This is a genomic window from Arachnia rubra, assembly GCF_019973735.1.
Lineage (GTDB): Bacteria > Actinomycetota > Actinomycetes > Propionibacteriales > Propionibacteriaceae > Arachnia > Arachnia rubra.
Genome location: NZ_AP024463.1, coordinates 1,690,972 through 1,707,474, shown reverse-complemented (window position 1 = coordinate 1,707,474; position 16,503 = coordinate 1,690,972). Strand labels below are relative to the sequence as shown.

Sequence of the window (16,503 nt, the reverse complement as noted above, 5' to 3'; positions counted from 1 at the left end):
GGATCACTCTTCCATAAATTGGGGGTCAGTCATGATTCCATTGACCCGTGACTGACACCGGTACCTGGCGGCTGCTGCCCGCGGCGATACCCGGTATCCCCGAACTGGATGCCGACCAGTCGGCAGCTGCTGAGCCGCATCCGGGGGTACGCGTGGTGCTCGGAGGCCCGGGCACAGGGAAGACAACCGTCCTGGCGGCAGCCGCGGCCAGGCGTCTCGGAGCTGGGGCCCGGCTTGAGCGGATCGTGGTCCTGACAGCTTCACGGCAGGCCGCGCAGGAACTCAGGCGGGACATCATCCGCCGGCACGGCGGTGCCGAGGTTGGCGCCCGGGTGACAACTGTCCACGGTTTCGCGCTCGGCCTGCTGAGGGAGTTGGGCGATCCCGGGCAGGACCTGCGGCTGCTCAGGGCCCCAGAACAGGAACAGCGGCTCCGCGACTTGCTGGAGGGAGAGGGGGAACAGACCTGGCCTGAGGAAATCAGGGCCGCTTCCCGGACCCGCGCCTTCGCGCGGCAGCTGCGTGAGGTGCTGGCCCGGGCACGTCAGCTTGGGCTCGATCCGGAACATCTCGCTGTTCTCGCGGCAGAAGACGAGGTCTTCGGGTCAGTCGGGAGATTCTTCGAAACCTACTTGACGATCGCCGACTTCGACGGAGCTCTCGACTACACGGAGCTGGTGCACCGTGCCCGGCTGCTGCTGGCGGGCACCTCGGCCGCAGAGGCCTGTCGCGCGAGATTCGACGCAGTGCTGGTGGATGACGCGCAGGAGCTCGACCAGGTTTCGGCGAATCTGCTGGCAGACCTGGCCCTACTCGGCTTACCCGTGCTCGCCCTGGGAGATCCTCAGCAACGGCTCGGCTCCTTCCGTGGTGCATCAGCGGCCAGTATCGCCTCCCTGCGGAGGCTGCCTGGGGCCGAGACCCTAAGGCTCGTCACGGGCCATCGCAACAGGGAGGGCGTCGCGGAGGCGCTGGCGCGGATCCGGAGTCGGCTGGATGCCGCTGATGCTCCCCCTGACCCCACCCCGGCGCCAGGAAAGGCGTCGCTGGTGACAGCGAGCATCTATGACGATTCTGCCGCGGAGACCGCTCACTTGGCCGCAGCCTTGCGCCGTGCAGTGCTGAAGGACGGATGCACCTGGCAGGAGCTTGCGGTGATAGCCCGCTCCGGGCGGGGACAACTGAGCCCTCTGGCCCGCGAACTGACAACACGAGGAATCCCCGTCGAGGTCGCCGGGGACGAGCTGGCGCTGGGGTCTCAGCGCGCAGTGGAAGCACTGCTGGCAGGGCTCGCTGGTGCCGCCAGCCTGGAGCACCTGGGTGCAGCGGAAACCGCCCAGCTCCTGGCGGGTCCGCTCTGTGAACTGGACGTGGTGGGCCAGCGGGTACTTGCGCGGGCTCTGCTGGAGGCCAGGCCTGATCTGGATGCGGGAGATTCCCGTGATCTGCTCACGAGCTGTCTGAGGCAGCCAGGACTGCTGGAGACCGTTGCCGGCGCAGAAGCTGAACGTGCCCGTGAACTTGCTCAGCTGCTTAGAAAGGCTGCGAATCAGCTGGCCCAGGGAGTCCCGGTCGCGGAAGTACTGTGGATCATCTGGAACGGCACCTCTTGGCCCAGCCGGCTACGTGACGCGGCTCTTTCAGGTTCCCGGAGCGCAAACCAGGACCTAGATGCTGTGGTTGAACTGTTTGAGCTGGCGGGGCGGCGCCATGAACTCGCCGGTTCTCACGGCGCTGGCGCCTTCGTCTCGGCTGTGATCCGCGAGGAGATCCCCGCTGACACTGGGCGTGAGTTTTCTGTCCAGGGCCGTGGTGTGCGCCTGCTGACAGCGCACCGGGCCCGCAGCGGCTCCTGGCGCCGGGTCTACGTCATCGGTGTCAGTGAGGGGCTATGGCCGCAGCTCGGCTGGCGGGGCCTACTGCTGGACCCGGACCGGCTGGCGCCCGATCATCTGGACGCGGCTACCACGGCGGGCTTGATTGCCGCAGAGAGACGGTCTTTCTACGTGGCCTGCTCCCGTGCGGAGGAACAGCTGCATGTCAGCGCACCTGCCGCCAGCGAGACGGAGCCTGCTGGACCCTCCAGGTTCTGCAGTGAACTGGGCGTCACCACGGTGCGTGTCGCTGGCCTGCCCGAACAACGTCAGACGGCTCCGGCGCTGGTTGCCGAGCTGCGGCGTGTCGCAGGGGATCCGGTCGAGTCTTGGGCCATGCGGAGAGCGGCTGCACTGCGCCTGGCCCGCCTGGGTGAGATCACAGACTCGCAGTTCCGCCCGGCTTTCCGTGACGCACGTCCCGAGAACTGGTGGGGTGTGCGGGCGCCTTCATCCCCCGGGTGGAGGACGCCACGTCCAGTGACCATCACCGGTTCGGCTCTGCAGGCGCTGCTGGCTTGTCCACGGCAGTGGTTCCTCGCCCGCCGAGGCGGCGCGGACCGGCCACGGGGTTCGCAGGCAAGCTTGGGTGATGTTATACACCGGATGGCCCAGAAAGCCGCATGGGGAACCATCGGGCTGCCTGAGCTGCTTCAGCAGCTCGATGACCTCTGGCCCCGGCTTCATTTTGAGGCGCGCTGGATGGAAGTGGCCGAGAGGGAGCAGATGCGTCAGGCCCTGACTCGGTTTCACAACTGGAATGAGACGAATCCAGACAGGCTGCTGGGGGTTGAGGTGGGGTTTGAGGTTCCCGTGAGCATTCTGGGGATCCCCGTGCTGTTGCGTGGCACCGTGGACCGGCTCGAGTTGAAGGACGGCCGGCTGTCCGTGGTGGATCTGAAAACCGGGCGGCGTCCCCCCACCAAGGCCGAGGTGGCCGAGCACACGCAGCTTGGGGTCTATCAGCTCGCTGCCCGGCTCGGAGCGTTCGAGTCCCTCGCACCGGGAGTCAAGGATGTCGCTGAACCGTCGTTGCTTCAGCTCAGACATGGTGGAGCGCTGCCGCAGCGACAGTTCCAAGAGGTCTTGCCAGAGGGACACTCTTGGCTGATTGAGAAGCTGGAGCAGGCGGTCGGGATCCTGCGGGAGGGGATCCTCGAGGCCAGGGAAGGCCCGCAGTGTGCGTGGTGTGCCTTCAAAGCCTCCTGTCCGGCGATCAACCCGGGAAGCCTGGCATGACTGGGCTGGCTGATCCTGGTGACCTGTGCTCACTCCTCGGGATCCCTTTCAGCCAGGAGCAACTGGACGTCATCTGCTCACCCCTGGAACCCCAGGTGATTGTCGCCGGAGCAGGCACGGGAAAGACCACCGTCATGGCGGCCAGGGTGGTGTGGCTGGCCGGTACGGGCCAGGTCCGTGCTGAGCAGGTCCTGGGCCTGACCTTCACCCGGAAAGCTGCTGCCGAGCTGGGTGTACGAATCTGCCGGGCACTGGAGCAGGCCGGTCTGGTCCTAGGTGATGAGACGACGGGTGGCGAGATGGTCTTCACCTATGACGCCTTTGCCGCCCGGCTCGTCCGAGAGCATGGGCTGAGGCTGGGTATTGAGGCTGATGCGAGGCTGCTGTCCGGGGCTTCCCGGTTCCGGGTGGCGGCGCGGGCCGTCGCAGAGCATTCCCACCCGTTGAGGAAGTTATCCCGGCTGTCAGTGCGCCAGCTGCCGGAGAGGGTTCTTGCCCTCGACTCCGCGCTGGGATCGCATCTGGTCACCCCTGCCCAGGTGAGAGAGTTCTCGCTCCTGGCCAGGGCGCGCTTCGATGACGCTCCGCTGTGGCGGGGCTCACCGATGAAAGCAGTCACCGAAGCCCAAGCCGCCATTGATGAGCGTTTGGAACTGCTCGAGCTCGTCGAAACCTATCGTGCTCTCAAGAAGCGCCTCGGCCTGGTGGAATTCGCCGATCAGCAGGCGCAGGCTGTGGAATTGGCGCGTCTTGTCCCAGCCGTCGGAGCTGCGCTCCGGCAACGTTTCCGGGTGGTCTTGCTGGATGAGTACCAGGACACCTCCTCGGCGCAGGCCATACTGCTGCGTGCACTATTCAGTGGTGATGCTCCTGAGAGGGGACGCGGGTTCCCGGTGACCGCCGTCGGCGACCCCAACCAAGCTATCTACGGCTGGCGTGGCGCCGCAGCCTCCAACATCCTTGGTTTCCCCTCCCATTTTCCCCGCGCCTCCGGTGAGCCAGCTGCTGAGTTCACCTTGACCACCAACCGGCGGAGCGGCAGCCGGATCCTGGACGTGGGCAACGCCATGGCCAGGCCACTTACCCAGGCCATGGGCGGAGGGGTGGAATTACAGCCTGCCGGTGAGACACCACCCGGCAGAGTAGTTACCAGATGCTTCGACACCCTCGCTGAGGAGCTCGACTGGCTGGCCTTCGACCTCTCAAGCCGGCATGCCGAGGGCGTCGATTGGCGGGACATCGCCGTCCTGACACGCCGGAACGACATCCTGGGCGAAGTCTGGGAGCGTCTCCGAGAACGCGCTGTGCCCGTTGAGATCGTCGGGCTCGGGGGGCTTTTGCGTCTGCCCGAGATCGCCCCCGTGGTCGCCACCTTGAAGGTCCTGGCCGATCCGCTGGCCAATGCCGAGGTGGCCGGGCTGCTGACCGGGGAGCGATGGAATCTTGGCCTGGCCGACCTGGCTGCCCTGGCCAGGCGTGCCCGGGAACTTGCGGGTGGGCAGACCGGCCAGGAGGTACTCCCTCTTTCAGAGGACCTGATGGGACTCGTCACACGCGCCGATCTAGCGTATGCGCCTTCACTCCTAGACGCCATCAACGATATGGGAGAGGCCACTGTCAGCGAAGAGGGACGAGCGAGGCTGGAGAGATTTGCCGCGGAGCTGGCGGACCTGCGCCGTTGTCTGAATGAACCAGTCCCGGAGCTGGTGCGTCGCGTCATCTCGCGGCTTGGTGTGGAGACTGAACAGCTGGTGCACGCAGACACCTCCCAGCTGGCACGTTTTGTGTCAGCCTGCTCCACCTATCCCGATATCGACGGTGAGAACAGCCTGGCGGGACTGCTCGCCTGGCTGGATGCGGAGGAGGAGCATGGGGATGCGCTGGAGCTCGCCACCCCGACTGCAGAAGACTCGGTGAAACTCCTGACTATCCATCGCGCCAAGGGCCTGGAATGGAACACGGTCTATCTTCCGGCGCTATCGGAGGGCGTCTTCCCAGGAATGGACCGGACAGGCAACTGGAACACGAATTCCGGTGTGCTGCCCGCACCCTTGAGGGGTGACTCCGAGGCGATACCTCAGCTCGCTGAGTATTCCAAACGTGGCATCGAGACCTACCGTCAGGAGCTGAAACAAGAATACCGGCTCTCCGAGGACCGGCTGGCTTATGTCGCAGCCACCCGGGCGAAGCAACTGCTTGTTCTCTCAGCTCATACCTGGGCACCTGGGCTGAAACGTCCCCGCGGAAGATCCCGCTACTTCGAGGATGCGGCTGTCCTCCAGCACTCTGGCCCGTCTGTGCCACCCCCCGAGGAGAACCCCCAGCCGTCAGCGACCCGGATCGCTTCCTGGCCCACGCCGGTCACGGAAAGGGCAGCCGCGAATTCCAGCGCCGCGGCCCTGGTCCAGCGGGCGCGGGAGGTCATCACCACCGGCGGCGACGAGACCAGCTGGGTGTGGGGATCCGGAATGGCCTCGGCCGCTGAGCAGGAGCGGATCGCCGCTTGGGATCGTGATGCTGCTTTCCTGACCGAACAACTGATGCGCAGAAGAAACCAGGAGCTGACGCTGCCCGCTGGCTTGTCAGCCACGGCTTTGATGGAGCTGAGAAAGGATCCAGCCGCCTTTGCGGAGCGGTTGGCGCGCAGGATGCCACGCGAGCCGAAACGCAGCGCACGCCTGGGGGAGCGATTCCACGAATGGGTTATGTCACGGTTCTCGGTGAGTCCAGGTTTCGACGAGCTCGATTTCCGTCCCAGCCCTGATGACCCGGCGCTGGAGAGTCTCAAACAGGCTTTCGAGGCAAGCCCATTCTCCGGCCTGGTCCCTCTCGGCATCGAGGTGCCCTTCCTACTGCGCTGGGACTCCCTGGTGCTACGGGGGCGTATCGATGCGGTATTTCCCAGCGACGATCCAGCCTTCGATGCCCTCGTCGTCGACTGGAAAATCGGCGACGGGGAAACGGACCCGCTGCAGCTGGCCATCTACCGCCAGGCCTGGGCCAAGGCCCAGGACCTGGATCCGGTGCGCGTAGCCACCGCGTTCCATCACGTGCTTGCCAACCGCTTGGAGCCAGTGGTGGCGGGCCCGGAACTCATCCAGGCCGCCACCGCGACGTTCTTCACCGCCTGAGACGCGACGTCTCGTCTTGGATGCGGGCGGCCACCTGGTTGAGCTTCTCGCGATGCTGGCTCGCGTGGTGGGCGCAAAACAGCAGCTCACCGCCGCTGCTCAGCTCTACACGGAGATAGGCCTGGGCGCCGCAGCGGTCGCACCGATCCATGGCAGTTAGGCTGTCTATGGCCTGTCCAGTGGCGGTGTTCGTCATGATCGCCCTTCCTTTCACATTGCTCCTACGTCAATTTCAACGTAGCGCGCTCCTCCAATGTTCCCGGTAACCTGTCCCGGTGCGTTCGAATCCCAACACCCATACCCCACGTGATTACGGGGCGAAGAACCTGCTGGTCCTTGAGGGCCTCGAGGCAGTGCGCAAACGTCCCGCCATGTACATCGGCTCCACGGATACCAGAGGCCTGATGCACTGTTTGTGGGAGATCATCGACAACGCAGTCGACGAGGCTCTCTCGGGGTTCGGCGACCGCATCGAGGTGACCCTCCACGACGACGGCTCCGTAGAGGTCGTAGATCACGCCCGTGGCATCCCCGTGGACAAGGAGCCTCGTACAGGTCTCAGCGGAGTCGAGGTGGTCTACACCCGGCTTCACGCGGGAGGGAAGTTTGGGAACTCCTCCTACAACGCCACCGGTGGGCTGCACGGGGTGGGAGCATCCGTGGTCAACGCGCTGAGTTCCCGGCTGGATGTCGAGGTGGACCGGGAGGGGTCGACGTGGGCGATGAGCTTCAGGCGCGGTGTACCCGGTGTGTTCGACGGCGACGGCCCAGAGGCCCCATTCACCCCAGCCTCAGGACTGCGGAAACGTGGCAGGGTACCGAAGAGCCAGACGGGCACCCGTGTGCGCTACTGGAGCGATCAGCAGATCTTTCTCTCAGACGCGGGGCTCTCCCTACCGCAGCTGCATGACCGGGCCCGCCAGACATCCTTCCTGGTCCCGGGACTGTGCCTGAAAGTGACCGATGCCCGGGATGGGGAAGAGAATACGGAAGTGTTTCTTCACGAGGGGGGGGATCGCCGAGTTCGCTGACTTCCTCGCCAGGGATGCGCCCCTCACAGAGGTGCTGCGACTCGCCGGCAGCGACTCGTTCACCGAGACGGTTCCCATGCTCGACGAGGCGGGAGCCATGACAGCGACCGATGTGGAGCGCAGCCTTGAGGTGGACATCGCGGCCCGCTGGGGGACCGGATACGACACCCAGATGCGTTCATTCGTCAACATCATCGCCACTCCCAAGGGCGGCACCCACGTCTCCGGTTTTGAGCGGGGCGTGACGAAGGCCTTCACCAAGGCGCTCGACGGGACCCGGCTCCTCAAGAATGGAGAGGAGGTCGTGAAAGACGACTGCCTGGAGGGCCTGACCGCAGTGGTCACCGTCCGGTTGGCGGAACCCCAGTTCGAGGGCCAGACGAAGGAGGTGCTTGGGACCCCACCCGTGCAGCGCCTGGTGGCGCGCATCGTCGAGAGTGAGCTCACGGAGTTCCTGACCAGTTCCAAGGCCGCCACCAAACAGGTCGCACGCACCCTGATGGAAAAAGTGGTCAACGCATCCCGCGCCCGCATCCAGGCACGGGCGCACCGCGAGAACCAGCGCAGGAAGAACGCCCTCGAGTCATCGACACTGCCCCCGAAACTGAAAGACTGCCGAAGCGCTGACGGCGACCTGAGCGAGCTGTTCATCGTCGAGGGGGACTCGGCGCTCGGCACTGCGAACACAGCCCGCAATTCCGAGTTCCAGGCGTTGCTGCCGATCCGCGGCAAGATTCTGAACGTGCAGAAGGCCTCTGTCGGCGACATGCTCAAGAATGCTGAATGCGCCGCCATCATCCAGGTGGTCGGCGCAGGCTCCGGGCGTACCTTCGAGGTGGATGCGGCCCGCTATGGGAAGGTCATCTTCATGGCCGATGCCGACTCTGACGGGGCGCATATCCGCTGTTTGCTCGCCACCTTGTTCTTCCGATACATGCGTCCCCTGGTCGAGGCAGGGAGGGTGTATTCGGCGGTTCCGCCGCTGCACAGGTTTGAGCTGATCAACCCGAAGCGCGGCATGGAGAAGTACATCTACACCTACACCGACGGGGAATACCAGCGTAAGGCCGCGGAACTCACGAAGAAGGGAGTCAGGTTCAAGGAGCCGCAGCGGTACAAGGGTTTGGGGGAGATGGACGCGCACCAGCTTGCAGAGACAACCATGGATCCCAGGCATCGCACTCTACGACGTCTCACCGTCGATGACGCGGCGCGGGCGGAGGCTGTCTTCGAGATGCTGATGGGCAACGAGGTGGCGCCGCGGAAAGAGTTCATCGTGGCGGGTGCCTACGCCCTCGAAGCCGACCGCATCGATGTCTAAGCGATATGGTGCGGTCCGCTGGCGTTGTGTGGCGTAGGTCTGCCTACAGTAGACCGTCACGGATCGGATGGTGTTCTAGGGCTACCGGGGACGGCAAGCCACTGGAGGTACCGCCGACGAGGCGGATTGGGCAATGACCCCGCATCCGGGAGGAGAGAAACGACCGGCGCCACCAGGACGTTAAACCAGCTGCTCCAGCAGGCCGGTGTCCACGTCGTACATGAAACCCCCGGCCTCGGCCCGGTCCTTGATCAGGGGGTGGGCACGGACCGCGGAGACGTCCTGTCTTAGACGGCTCAGCTGATCTGGATTGGCCCCGAAACTCAGCCAGGTTGCGTCCATCCCGTTGCGTTCCGCTATCGACTGATGGAGTGCCTCGTCGGTCCCGGACATGGCGCACCGGGTGTGGGGAATCAGCATGATCCGGTCCACATGCAGCAACTGAACGGCCAGGACCAGTCCAGTCATGGTCCAGGGCGCAACCCAGCCCCCGGGGGAGCGGAGGATCTTCGCGTCTCCGGGGCCCAGTCCGACCATTGGCAGGGGATCGATTCTGGAGTCCATGCAGGTGACGATCGCGACCCCGGCATGGGCGATGCCGTCAGCGCCGCGCCGGGAGAAGCTTGCGGCGTAGTCCTGGTTGGCGGCGAGCAGGTCGTCAAAACTCATAGAACCATTTCCCTCGCATCGTGGCTGCCTCTGAATCCGAGCGCTTGCACTGTGCCACCGAGTGACACGCCAGACCCATCACGTTTCGTGGTGGGCTCAGGGAGAGCCACCGGTGTGCCATCGGGGGCCACCGCTGCGACGGATCTGCCGATGGCGGCGGCTACAAGAGTCGTTTCTCCTTTGAGGAAACGCTGGCATCTCACCCCGCCCGTAGCGCGTCCCTTGGTCGGGTACTCAGCCAGGGGGGTCACCTTGGCGCCGCCGGTGGCGCTGCCGAACAGTGAATCTGATGCGCCGGCGACGGTCACCACCATGTCCTGCCCGGGATCGACTCCGCCGAAGAACACCACCCTGGCCCCGTCAGCCAGCTTGACGCCGGCCACTCCGCCGCCCAGCCGTCCCTGCGGACGCACCAGGCCCGCGGAGAAGTGCAGCAGATGCGCGTCCGAGGTGACGAAGGCAAGATGCGGGGCGGTGAGCTCGACGGCGCTCACGACCTCATCACCTTCATCGAGACGGATCACATCCCATGAGTCTTTGCCCATCACCTCGGGATTGACTCGTTTGACCACACCTCGCATGGTTCCCAGCGCCAGACCGGGCCCTCCGGGATCAAGCGAGGTCAGGCCAACCACTCGTTCCCCCGACTCTAAAGCCCACAGCTCCTGCGCCGCGGAGCCCCCCTGCAGGTTCGGGGCTGTCGTGGTCACCGGCACCGTGGGCAATTCGATAGCCCGCGCTCTCAGCAGCCGCCCGGTGTTGGTGATCACCCCGAAATCGGCATGGGATGTGACCTTGATGGCCGCTGCGATCGCATCGTGGGGTGCCCGAGGGCCTAACGCGGGCAACGGGCCTGCCGAGTCGGTGCGAGCAGCGCGGCCGGTCGTTGACAGCAGCACCCAGCAGGGTTCGTCGGGGACCTCCAGGGGAGCTGCCGACCGGACGACACCGTCGGAAGCCAGCAGCACGGTACGGCGCGAGGTCCCAAAACGGGTGGCCACGTCGTCGAGTTCCGAAGCCACCAGAGTATTCAGCACGGCGTCATCATCCAGGATGCGTTGCAGTTCACCGATGCGGGAAGCCAGTTCGTCGGCCTCGGCGTTGAGCTCCAGAGTGGAGTATTTCGTCAGGCGGCGCAGCTGCATGTCGAGGATGTAGTTGGCCTGCACCTCATCGAGGTCGAAGGCCGTCATCAAACGGCTGCGGGCCTCGGCGGCGTCCTCGCTTGACCGCACGATCGCTATCACCTCGTCGATGTCGGCGATCGCAAGCAGCAGGCCCCGCACCAGATGAAGCCGTTCCTGGGCTTTGCCGAGACGGTGTTCCGTACGCCGGATCGTCACCTGGAGCCGGTGGTCCAGATACACCTCAAGCAGCTGTTTCAGGGTCAGGGTCCTGGGTTGCCCCTCCACGAGGGCCACCGCGTTGATGGCGAAGGTGTCCTCGAGTTTTGTGGTGCGGTAGAGCTGCTCCAGCAGGGCCTCAGGATTGATGCCGTTCTTGACCTCGATGACCAGTCTGGTGCCATTGGCCAGGTCGGTGAGGTCCTTCACACCGGCGATACCGACCAGCTTGCGCGAGTCGACGCCCTTCTTGATCTGCTCGATGATCTTCTCGGGACCCACCAGGTAGGGAAGCTCCGTGATGACGATGCCACGCCGACGGGCAGAGACGCGCTCGATGCTGGCCTTAGCACGCACCTTGAAGGATCCGCGGCCTGTCGCGTAGGCGTCCCGGATACCCTCAAGGCCAATGATCCGCCCGCCACCTGGGAAATCGGGGCCTGGCAGGTGCCGCATCAGCTCTTCCAAAGGGGTCTCCCGGTCCTTCAGGAGCGCTTTCAGCGCGGAGACGACCTCCTGGAGATTGTGGGGGGCGATGTTGGTTGCCATGCCCACCGCGATCCCGGAAGCGCCATTCACGAGAAGATTGGGCAGGGCCGCTGGCAGTACCTCGGGCTCGGTGTCCTTACCGTCGTAGTTGGGCCTGAAGTCGACGACATCTTCGTCCAGGCCTGCCGTCATCGCCAGGGCCGGAGGCGCCATGCGGCACTCGGTGTAGCGCATCGCCGCCGGCCCGGCATCGAGCGACCCGAAGTTGCCGTGCCCGTCCACGAGGGGCAGACGCATGGCCCATGGCTGTGCCATACGCACCAGGGCGTCGTAGATGGCGCCGTCACCGTGGGGGTGCAGCACACCCATGACCTGGCCAACCACACGGGCGCACTTCACATGTCCCTTGTCAGGTCTGACGCCCATCTCGTCCATGGAGAAGAGAATGCGCCGCTGGACGGGCTTGAGCCCGTCGCGCGCATCGGGCAGGGCGCGGGCATAGATGACGGAGTAGGCGTACTCGAGGAAGCTGGATTCCATCTCCTCGGTGACGTCGACGTCGAGGATATGTTCCTCGAACTCCTCAGTACTGTTCGCCATGGGCTGGTTCAGATCTCCTCAAGCCGGATCAACGGGCGTAGCTTATCGGCAAGGCCGTCCCCGTCGGGTGCGCGTACCTCTGGAGCAATGCCCGGGGTCCACTCCCAAATATCCGGGGTTTCGGTAAGGGTACCGTGGGCCAAGGCGTGCTCGCCGGGAGTCAGCTGGCGAATGGCCCGCGCCGCCACGTGGTCGGGCTGGAGACTGGCGAACTCCGCATACAGATCTGAGTCATGCTGGCCGTCATCTCCCACCAGTAGCCAGCGGATATTGGGCAGGTCGCGTGCCAGCTCCCTCAGACAAGTGCGTTTGTGGTGGGCGCCGCTGCGGAACCAGCCGGTGTTGGTGGGACCCCAGTCAGTCAGCAAGAGTGCGCCCCGCGGGAAGCCGTGGCGTTTCAGGAAACGCGTGACCATCGGGTAGGTGTTCCAGGCGCCTGTGGAGACGAAAATGAGTGGCGCCCCCGGATGGGCGGCTATCAGCTGCTGGAACAGGCGCGACATGCCCGGCACCGCCTGCCGGGCCTGCTCGGTCACCACCAGGGAGTTCCAGGCCGCGACCATGGGGCGGGGCAGCCAGGTGGACAAGATGGTGTCGTCGATATCCGAGACGATGCCGAAGGTCTGGTTCTCGTCGATCACCTGGACGGGAACCCAATTGGAGGTGCCCCCCGCACCGTCTATGCGCACCTGGTGCCAGCCGATGGGTAGGCCATGGTCGCGGATTCGCACATCGATGTAGCCGCCTCGGTCTGCCTGTACCGGCACTCTGAGGTCGCCGATAATGACCTCGGCGCCAGAGGTCACCTTCGCAGCGGCAATGAAATTGCGCCATCCACGACGATGCAGCAGATCTGTGGCTGCTTGGACAATACCGGCTTGGGCAGGGGGGGCGCAGCACGATCCGCGCGAGGATACGGACCTGTCGTGTCGTGCCGAAACCGGTGTATGCGGTGATGCACTCTTGCCATCCGCGACGCTGCAGGAAGCGGTTCAGCATCCGGTTCAGGCGGTCCTCGATACGGGCGGCGAAGAAGGGCCGGGACTTCATGGTGTCTCAATTTAGTGGAAGAATGGCCGGGTGATTCCGCTGTCCCCTGAGGCATCCATGGCCGCCGCGCTCAAAAAAGAGGTAGAGGAGTGCCGTTTCTTCCCTGAACTGGTCTGGGCGAGTGTCTCTGGGGCGCTGGGACATCAGAGGATGCTCGGATACCTCGTGCATCACGAGGCCAGTTTCGCGACGGGGGATCTGCAGCGCCACCTCACTGCTCTCGTCCTCACCGACAGGCAGCTGATCATCAGCCACACTGATGAGCAGGACGGCGGGTATCCGGATCGTGCCATCACCAGCGCCGAGGTGGTGGCACTGCGAGCCGTTCACTCTGTGGTCGTCACTCGCTCTGTCCACCATCCCGAGCGCTATCCCTCCAATGGATCACAGCTGGTGGAGGCATGGCTCACTCTTGCCTGGGGAGCCGCCTCACGGCTGGATATCGGTCCTGCCACCTGCGAGGATCCGCAGTGTGAGGCCGACCACGGATGGACTGGTATGTCCGTGCCGAATGACCTGACGGTCCGGATGAGCCCGGCTGGCGACGGCTGGCAAAGCGTCGAGAAACTCATGGCCTTCGGCGCCTTGCTGCAGGAACACATCGGATGAGCGGCCCTAAGATCCCGCCATCAGGGGCCCAGGTGGCGCACGCGGCATCATCCCGGCAGTGTGTCGGCGATGCGGAGAGGGAAGCACTGGGTACGCCCGTCGGCGATGACCCCCAGAAGAATGGTGCCTGGACATATGCCACGTCTCCCGATGCCTACCAGCAGGATCTCCTGGTGCCGCCGGACTACGAGGGGGCCTGCCTGAGCAACGTACTTCCCAGCATCGCCGCCCGGCTGCGCGGCGAGAGGCCGGTGATCGGCATACCCCAGGCCACCCGGTACCTCATCCTGCTGCTCGATGGGCTCGGATGGTTTCCCATCGCGGACCACGCCTGCGACAGCCAGCTGTTCGCGCCGAAGCTGAAGGACGCAATACGCTTGACTTGCGCGGTGCCGTCAACCACCGCCACATCGCTGACCACCATCGGCTGCGGCTCGCCACCCGGGAGTCACGGGGTGGTCGGGTACTCATTCCTGGACCCAGACCGGGACTGCATCATGAATGCCCTCACCTGGGCGGGTGGGCCTGCGGACGTCGCGGGTTTTGCCTGCGCACCGACCCTTTACCAGGCACTGCGCTCCCAAGGCCTGACGAGCGGCTGTGTCAGCCTCTCGCGTTTCAAGGGCAGTGGCCTCCAGCGACTGGCCTTCGACGGCACCGAGCATTTCGGGGTTGAGCGGGAAAATAACCACCAGGCATTCACGGGTCTCGTTCTCCAGGCCCTGCGGGAACACGAGGTGGTCTACGCCTACGACCGCAGCCTGGACCACAACGGGCACGCCCACGGGGTTGGGAGCTGGCAATGGCTGGACTCGCTGGCCAGGGCAGAAGACCTCGCCGCCGAATTGTCGGCGGCAGTGCCCAAGGACACCTGCCTGCTGGTCACCGGCGACCACGGCATGATCAACGTTCCCCGGAACCGGCAGATCGTCCTCGAAGATCACCCTGGCCTCTCAGGCGCCGGTCACGTAGGGGGTGAGCCACGGCTCAGGCAGCTTTACAGCCAACAGCCACGGCAACTGGCCAGGGCGTGGAAGACGGAGCTGGGGGAGAGGGCTGAGGTGTGGCTACGTGATGATGCGATCGACGCAGGCTGGTTTGGAGCTGTCACTGACCGTGTCAAGCAGCGCTTCGGTGATGTCCTGGTCGTGATGCAGGAGGACTGGGCCGTCCACACTCGCGCCCTCCCCAGGGAGTTCGGACTCGTCGGACAGCACGGCGCACTGACTGCCTCCGAGATGTATGTGCCTCTTTTCTCCTTCGGGCCGGCCTGATGCATGTCGCATTGCTGATAGACGACTTTTTCCCGTCCTCCGGCGGGATCGGGCGTTCCGTGGAGACACAGATCCAGGAGCTGGCGGACCTGGGGCACGAAGTCAGTCTCATCGCCCCGGACCGGCATCTGGAGAAACCCAGGAACTGCCGCGTCATCGAGTGCCCGACTTTCTACACCGAGGGGTTTCCCGCGCATCTGAGCATCCTGCACAACTCAGAGCGGCGAGCCCAGCTCATCACGCAGTGTGCCCGTTTCGACATAGTCCATACCCAGACCGAGAGAGGGGCGCTGATCCTCGGAGCCCGGATCGCCCGGCTTCAGCGCATACCACATCTCCACACCTTCCATGCCAATGTCGCGGGCACACACCAGACCGTCAAGGCCGCGATCTTTGGCACCTGGCTGTACCAGTTCCTCATCAACCCGCTGCTCACCAAGGCCGCTGGACGGGCTTCCAGCCGGTCGCGGCTGGTTCCCCGGTCCCAGGAGCCGGGTGGACTGGCTGCCCGGATGGATTGGGCCTCCTTCGCCGACATCGCAGGCAAGGTCGATGCCTGGACCGTCCCCAGCCCCTTCATGAAGGAGCTGGTGGAAAGGGCCGCCACCCATGAGGTACCGGGATACGTGGTTCCCACCGGTGTGAGCCGGGGCATGCTGAAAGCGATCGCTCACGCCCGGAGAGAACGCTCCTTCGACACGGTGCGGTTCATCACCGTCGGGCGTCTGGCGAAGGAGAAACGCCTGGATGTCCTGATCAGGGCTTTCCGGCATGCCGGTATCCCCGAATCAGAGCTTGTCATCGTCGGGGACGGAGACCAGCGCTCGCTGCTGAAGATGCTGGCCGCGGGAGCCCACAACATCGATTTCCGGGGCCATTTACGTTCTGTGGATGCCATCGCCTATGAGCTGGTCAACGCTGACGCCTTCGTGCTGGCAAGCTACCGGTTCGATTCCCAGGCGCTGGTGCTCTCAGAGGCCGCGGCGGCGGGGCTTCCCATCCTCTACTGCGATGACCGTTTGACGGTGGCGACCTCACCGAGATCTGCTTTGCTGACCGAGCCCGATGTCCACTCTCTGGCTGCGGGGATGCGCCTGCTTGCCGATCCTGAAAGACGTGAGCGCATGCGCGCCGCCTGCGTTTCACAGACCGGGCGGTTGACTCCCCGGGACACCGCCGAGATGTATGTATCCATCTATGAGGAACTGATCGGAGCTGCGAGTGCCTGAACTCGTCTTTCACACCGGCCCGATGGACTGCGGAAAGTCGACGCTTGCCCTGCAGCTTCATCACACCCAATCCACGCATGGCCGGCAAGGCCGGCTCTTCACATCCAAGGACCGCTCAGGTGAGGCGCAGATCACCTCCCGGCTGGGCCTCAGCGCACCGGCCACCGAGGTGGGGGAGGATTTCGACTTCTGGACCCACACCATCGCCCAGCTGGTGGCCGGGAAGCGAGTCGACTATCTCGTCTGCGACGAGGCGCAATTTTACACGGGCAGACAGGTCGAGCAGCTTGCCCGCATCGTTGATGAACTGCAGATCGATGTCTACGTCTTCGGGATCCTCGCCGACTTCAGGACCAGGTTGTTTCCCGGATCACAGCGCCTCGTGGAATTGGCTGACCGGATGGAAACGCTTCCTCTAGGGCCACTGTGCTGGTGCGGGGCCAGGGGAACCCACAACGCCCGTACAGTGGACGGCCTGATGGTCACCGAGGGGTCGCAGGTCGTGGTCGGAGACACCGACGCGGGGGAAGTCCGGTATGAGGTCCTGTGCCGGGCTCATCACCGGCGCCGCATGACCGCAACTCGAGCCCGCGCCACGCTCGGGGAGGATCCGCTGCCCTTCGGTGATTAGCGGGCGGCAGGTA

General features: G+C 64.8%; 9 protein-coding genes and 2 pseudogenes. 7 read left to right on the top strand and 4 right to left on the bottom strand.

Annotation, left to right across the window (positions count from 1 at the left end):
* Positions 1-47 precede the first annotated feature (47 nt).
* Both SK1NUM_RS07760 and SK1NUM_RS07755 read left to right on the top strand, forming a co-directional pair.
* Positions 48-3,113 (top strand): ATP-dependent DNA helicase, encoded by a 3,066-nt coding sequence (locus tag SK1NUM_RS07760; protein ID WP_212320919.1) that lies wholly within the window; start codon positions 48-50, stop codon positions 3,111-3,113.
* Positions 3,110-6,244 (top strand): ATP-dependent DNA helicase, encoded by a 3,135-nt coding sequence (locus SK1NUM_RS07755; RefSeq protein ID WP_212320917.1) that lies wholly within the window; start codon positions 3,110-3,112, stop codon positions 6,242-6,244. Before SK1NUM_RS07760 ends, SK1NUM_RS07755 begins: the two co-directional genes overlap by 4 nt.
* On the opposite strand, the gene SK1NUM_RS07750 is transcribed toward SK1NUM_RS07755, so the two are convergent.
* The gene (locus SK1NUM_RS07750; RefSeq protein ID WP_212320915.1) at positions 6,234-6,440 is read right to left on the bottom strand and encodes a DUF7455 domain-containing protein; all 207 of its coding nucleotides are present in this window, start codon (positions 6,438-6,440) and stop codon (positions 6,234-6,236) included. The two genes, SK1NUM_RS07755 and SK1NUM_RS07750, sit on opposite strands and share 11 nt — an antisense overlap.
* Before the next feature lie 79 nt (positions 6,441-6,519).
* Between SK1NUM_RS07750 and SK1NUM_RS07745 the strand changes: the two are divergent.
* Positions 6,520-8,596 (top strand): annotated as a pseudogene (locus tag SK1NUM_RS07745) (DNA gyrase/topoisomerase IV subunit B).
* A gap of 180 nt (positions 8,597-8,776) precedes the next feature.
* Here the strand turns inward: SK1NUM_RS07745 and SK1NUM_RS07740 are convergent.
* The 3 genes and pseudogenes from SK1NUM_RS07740 to SK1NUM_RS07730 all read right to left on the bottom strand — a co-directional run bounded on the left by SK1NUM_RS07740 (position 8,777) and on the right by SK1NUM_RS07730 (position 12,747).
* Positions 8,777-9,265: a beta-class carbonic anhydrase gene (locus SK1NUM_RS07740; RefSeq protein ID WP_212320911.1), complete on the bottom strand. Its 489-nt coding sequence runs from the start codon at positions 9,263-9,265 to the stop codon at positions 8,777-8,779.
* The gene (locus tag SK1NUM_RS07735; RefSeq protein WP_212320910.1) at positions 9,262-11,697 is read right to left on the bottom strand and encodes a DNA gyrase/topoisomerase IV subunit A; all 2,436 of its coding nucleotides are present in this window, start codon (positions 11,695-11,697) and stop codon (positions 9,262-9,264) included. Before SK1NUM_RS07735 ends, SK1NUM_RS07740 begins: the two co-directional genes overlap by 4 nt.
* 8 nt (positions 11,698-11,705) lie before the next feature.
* Positions 11,706-12,747, bottom strand: a pseudogene (locus SK1NUM_RS07730) (App1 family protein).
* A gap of 30 nt (positions 12,748-12,777) precedes the next feature.
* Between SK1NUM_RS07730 and SK1NUM_RS07725 the strand changes: the two are divergent.
* The 4 genes from SK1NUM_RS07725 to SK1NUM_RS07710 are packed head-to-tail and all read left to right on the top strand — an operon-like array spanning position 12,778 to position 16,490.
* Entirely contained in the window at positions 12,778-13,356 is a 579-nt protein-coding gene (locus SK1NUM_RS07725; RefSeq protein ID WP_212320908.1) for a DUF5998 family protein, read from the top strand.
* Positions 13,353-14,630 carry an alkaline phosphatase family protein gene (locus SK1NUM_RS07720; protein ID WP_212320907.1) on the top strand — a complete coding sequence of 426 codons (1,278 nt, stop codon included), beginning with the start codon at positions 13,353-13,355 and terminating at the stop codon, positions 14,628-14,630. Before SK1NUM_RS07725 ends, SK1NUM_RS07720 begins: the two co-directional genes overlap by 4 nt.
* Positions 14,630-15,859 (top strand): glycosyltransferase, encoded by a 1,230-nt coding sequence (locus tag SK1NUM_RS07715; RefSeq protein WP_212320906.1) that lies wholly within the window; start codon positions 14,630-14,632, stop codon positions 15,857-15,859. Before SK1NUM_RS07720 ends, SK1NUM_RS07715 begins: the two co-directional genes overlap by 1 nt.
* Entirely contained in the window at positions 15,846-16,490 is a 645-nt protein-coding gene (locus SK1NUM_RS07710) for a thymidine kinase (protein WP_212327596.1), read from the top strand. The genes SK1NUM_RS07715 and SK1NUM_RS07710 overlap by 14 nt, the downstream gene beginning before the upstream one ends.
* The last annotated feature ends 13 nt before the right edge of the window (positions 16,491-16,503 follow it).

Excerpts from the sequence above, each read along its gene's own strand:
- SK1NUM_RS07755 (WP_212320917.1), top strand. The coding sequence starts at position 3,110 with ATGACTGGGCTGGCTGATCCTGGTGACCTGTGCTCACTCCTCGGGATC.
- SK1NUM_RS07750 (WP_212320915.1), bottom strand. The coding sequence starts at position 6,440 with ATGACGAACACCGCCACTGGACAGGCCATAGACAGCCTAACTGCCATG.
- SK1NUM_RS07740 (WP_212320911.1), bottom strand. The coding sequence starts at position 9,265 with ATGAGTTTTGACGACCTGCTCGCCGCCAACCAGGACTACGCCGCAAGC.
- SK1NUM_RS07735 (WP_212320910.1), bottom strand. The coding sequence starts at position 11,697 with ATGGCGAACAGTACTGAGGAGTTCGAGGAACATATCCTCGACGTCGAC.
- SK1NUM_RS07720 (WP_212320907.1), top strand. The coding sequence starts at position 13,353 with ATGAGCGGCCCTAAGATCCCGCCATCAGGGGCCCAGGTGGCGCACGCG.
- SK1NUM_RS07715 (WP_212320906.1), top strand. The coding sequence starts at position 14,630 with ATGCATGTCGCATTGCTGATAGACGACTTTTTCCCGTCCTCCGGCGGG.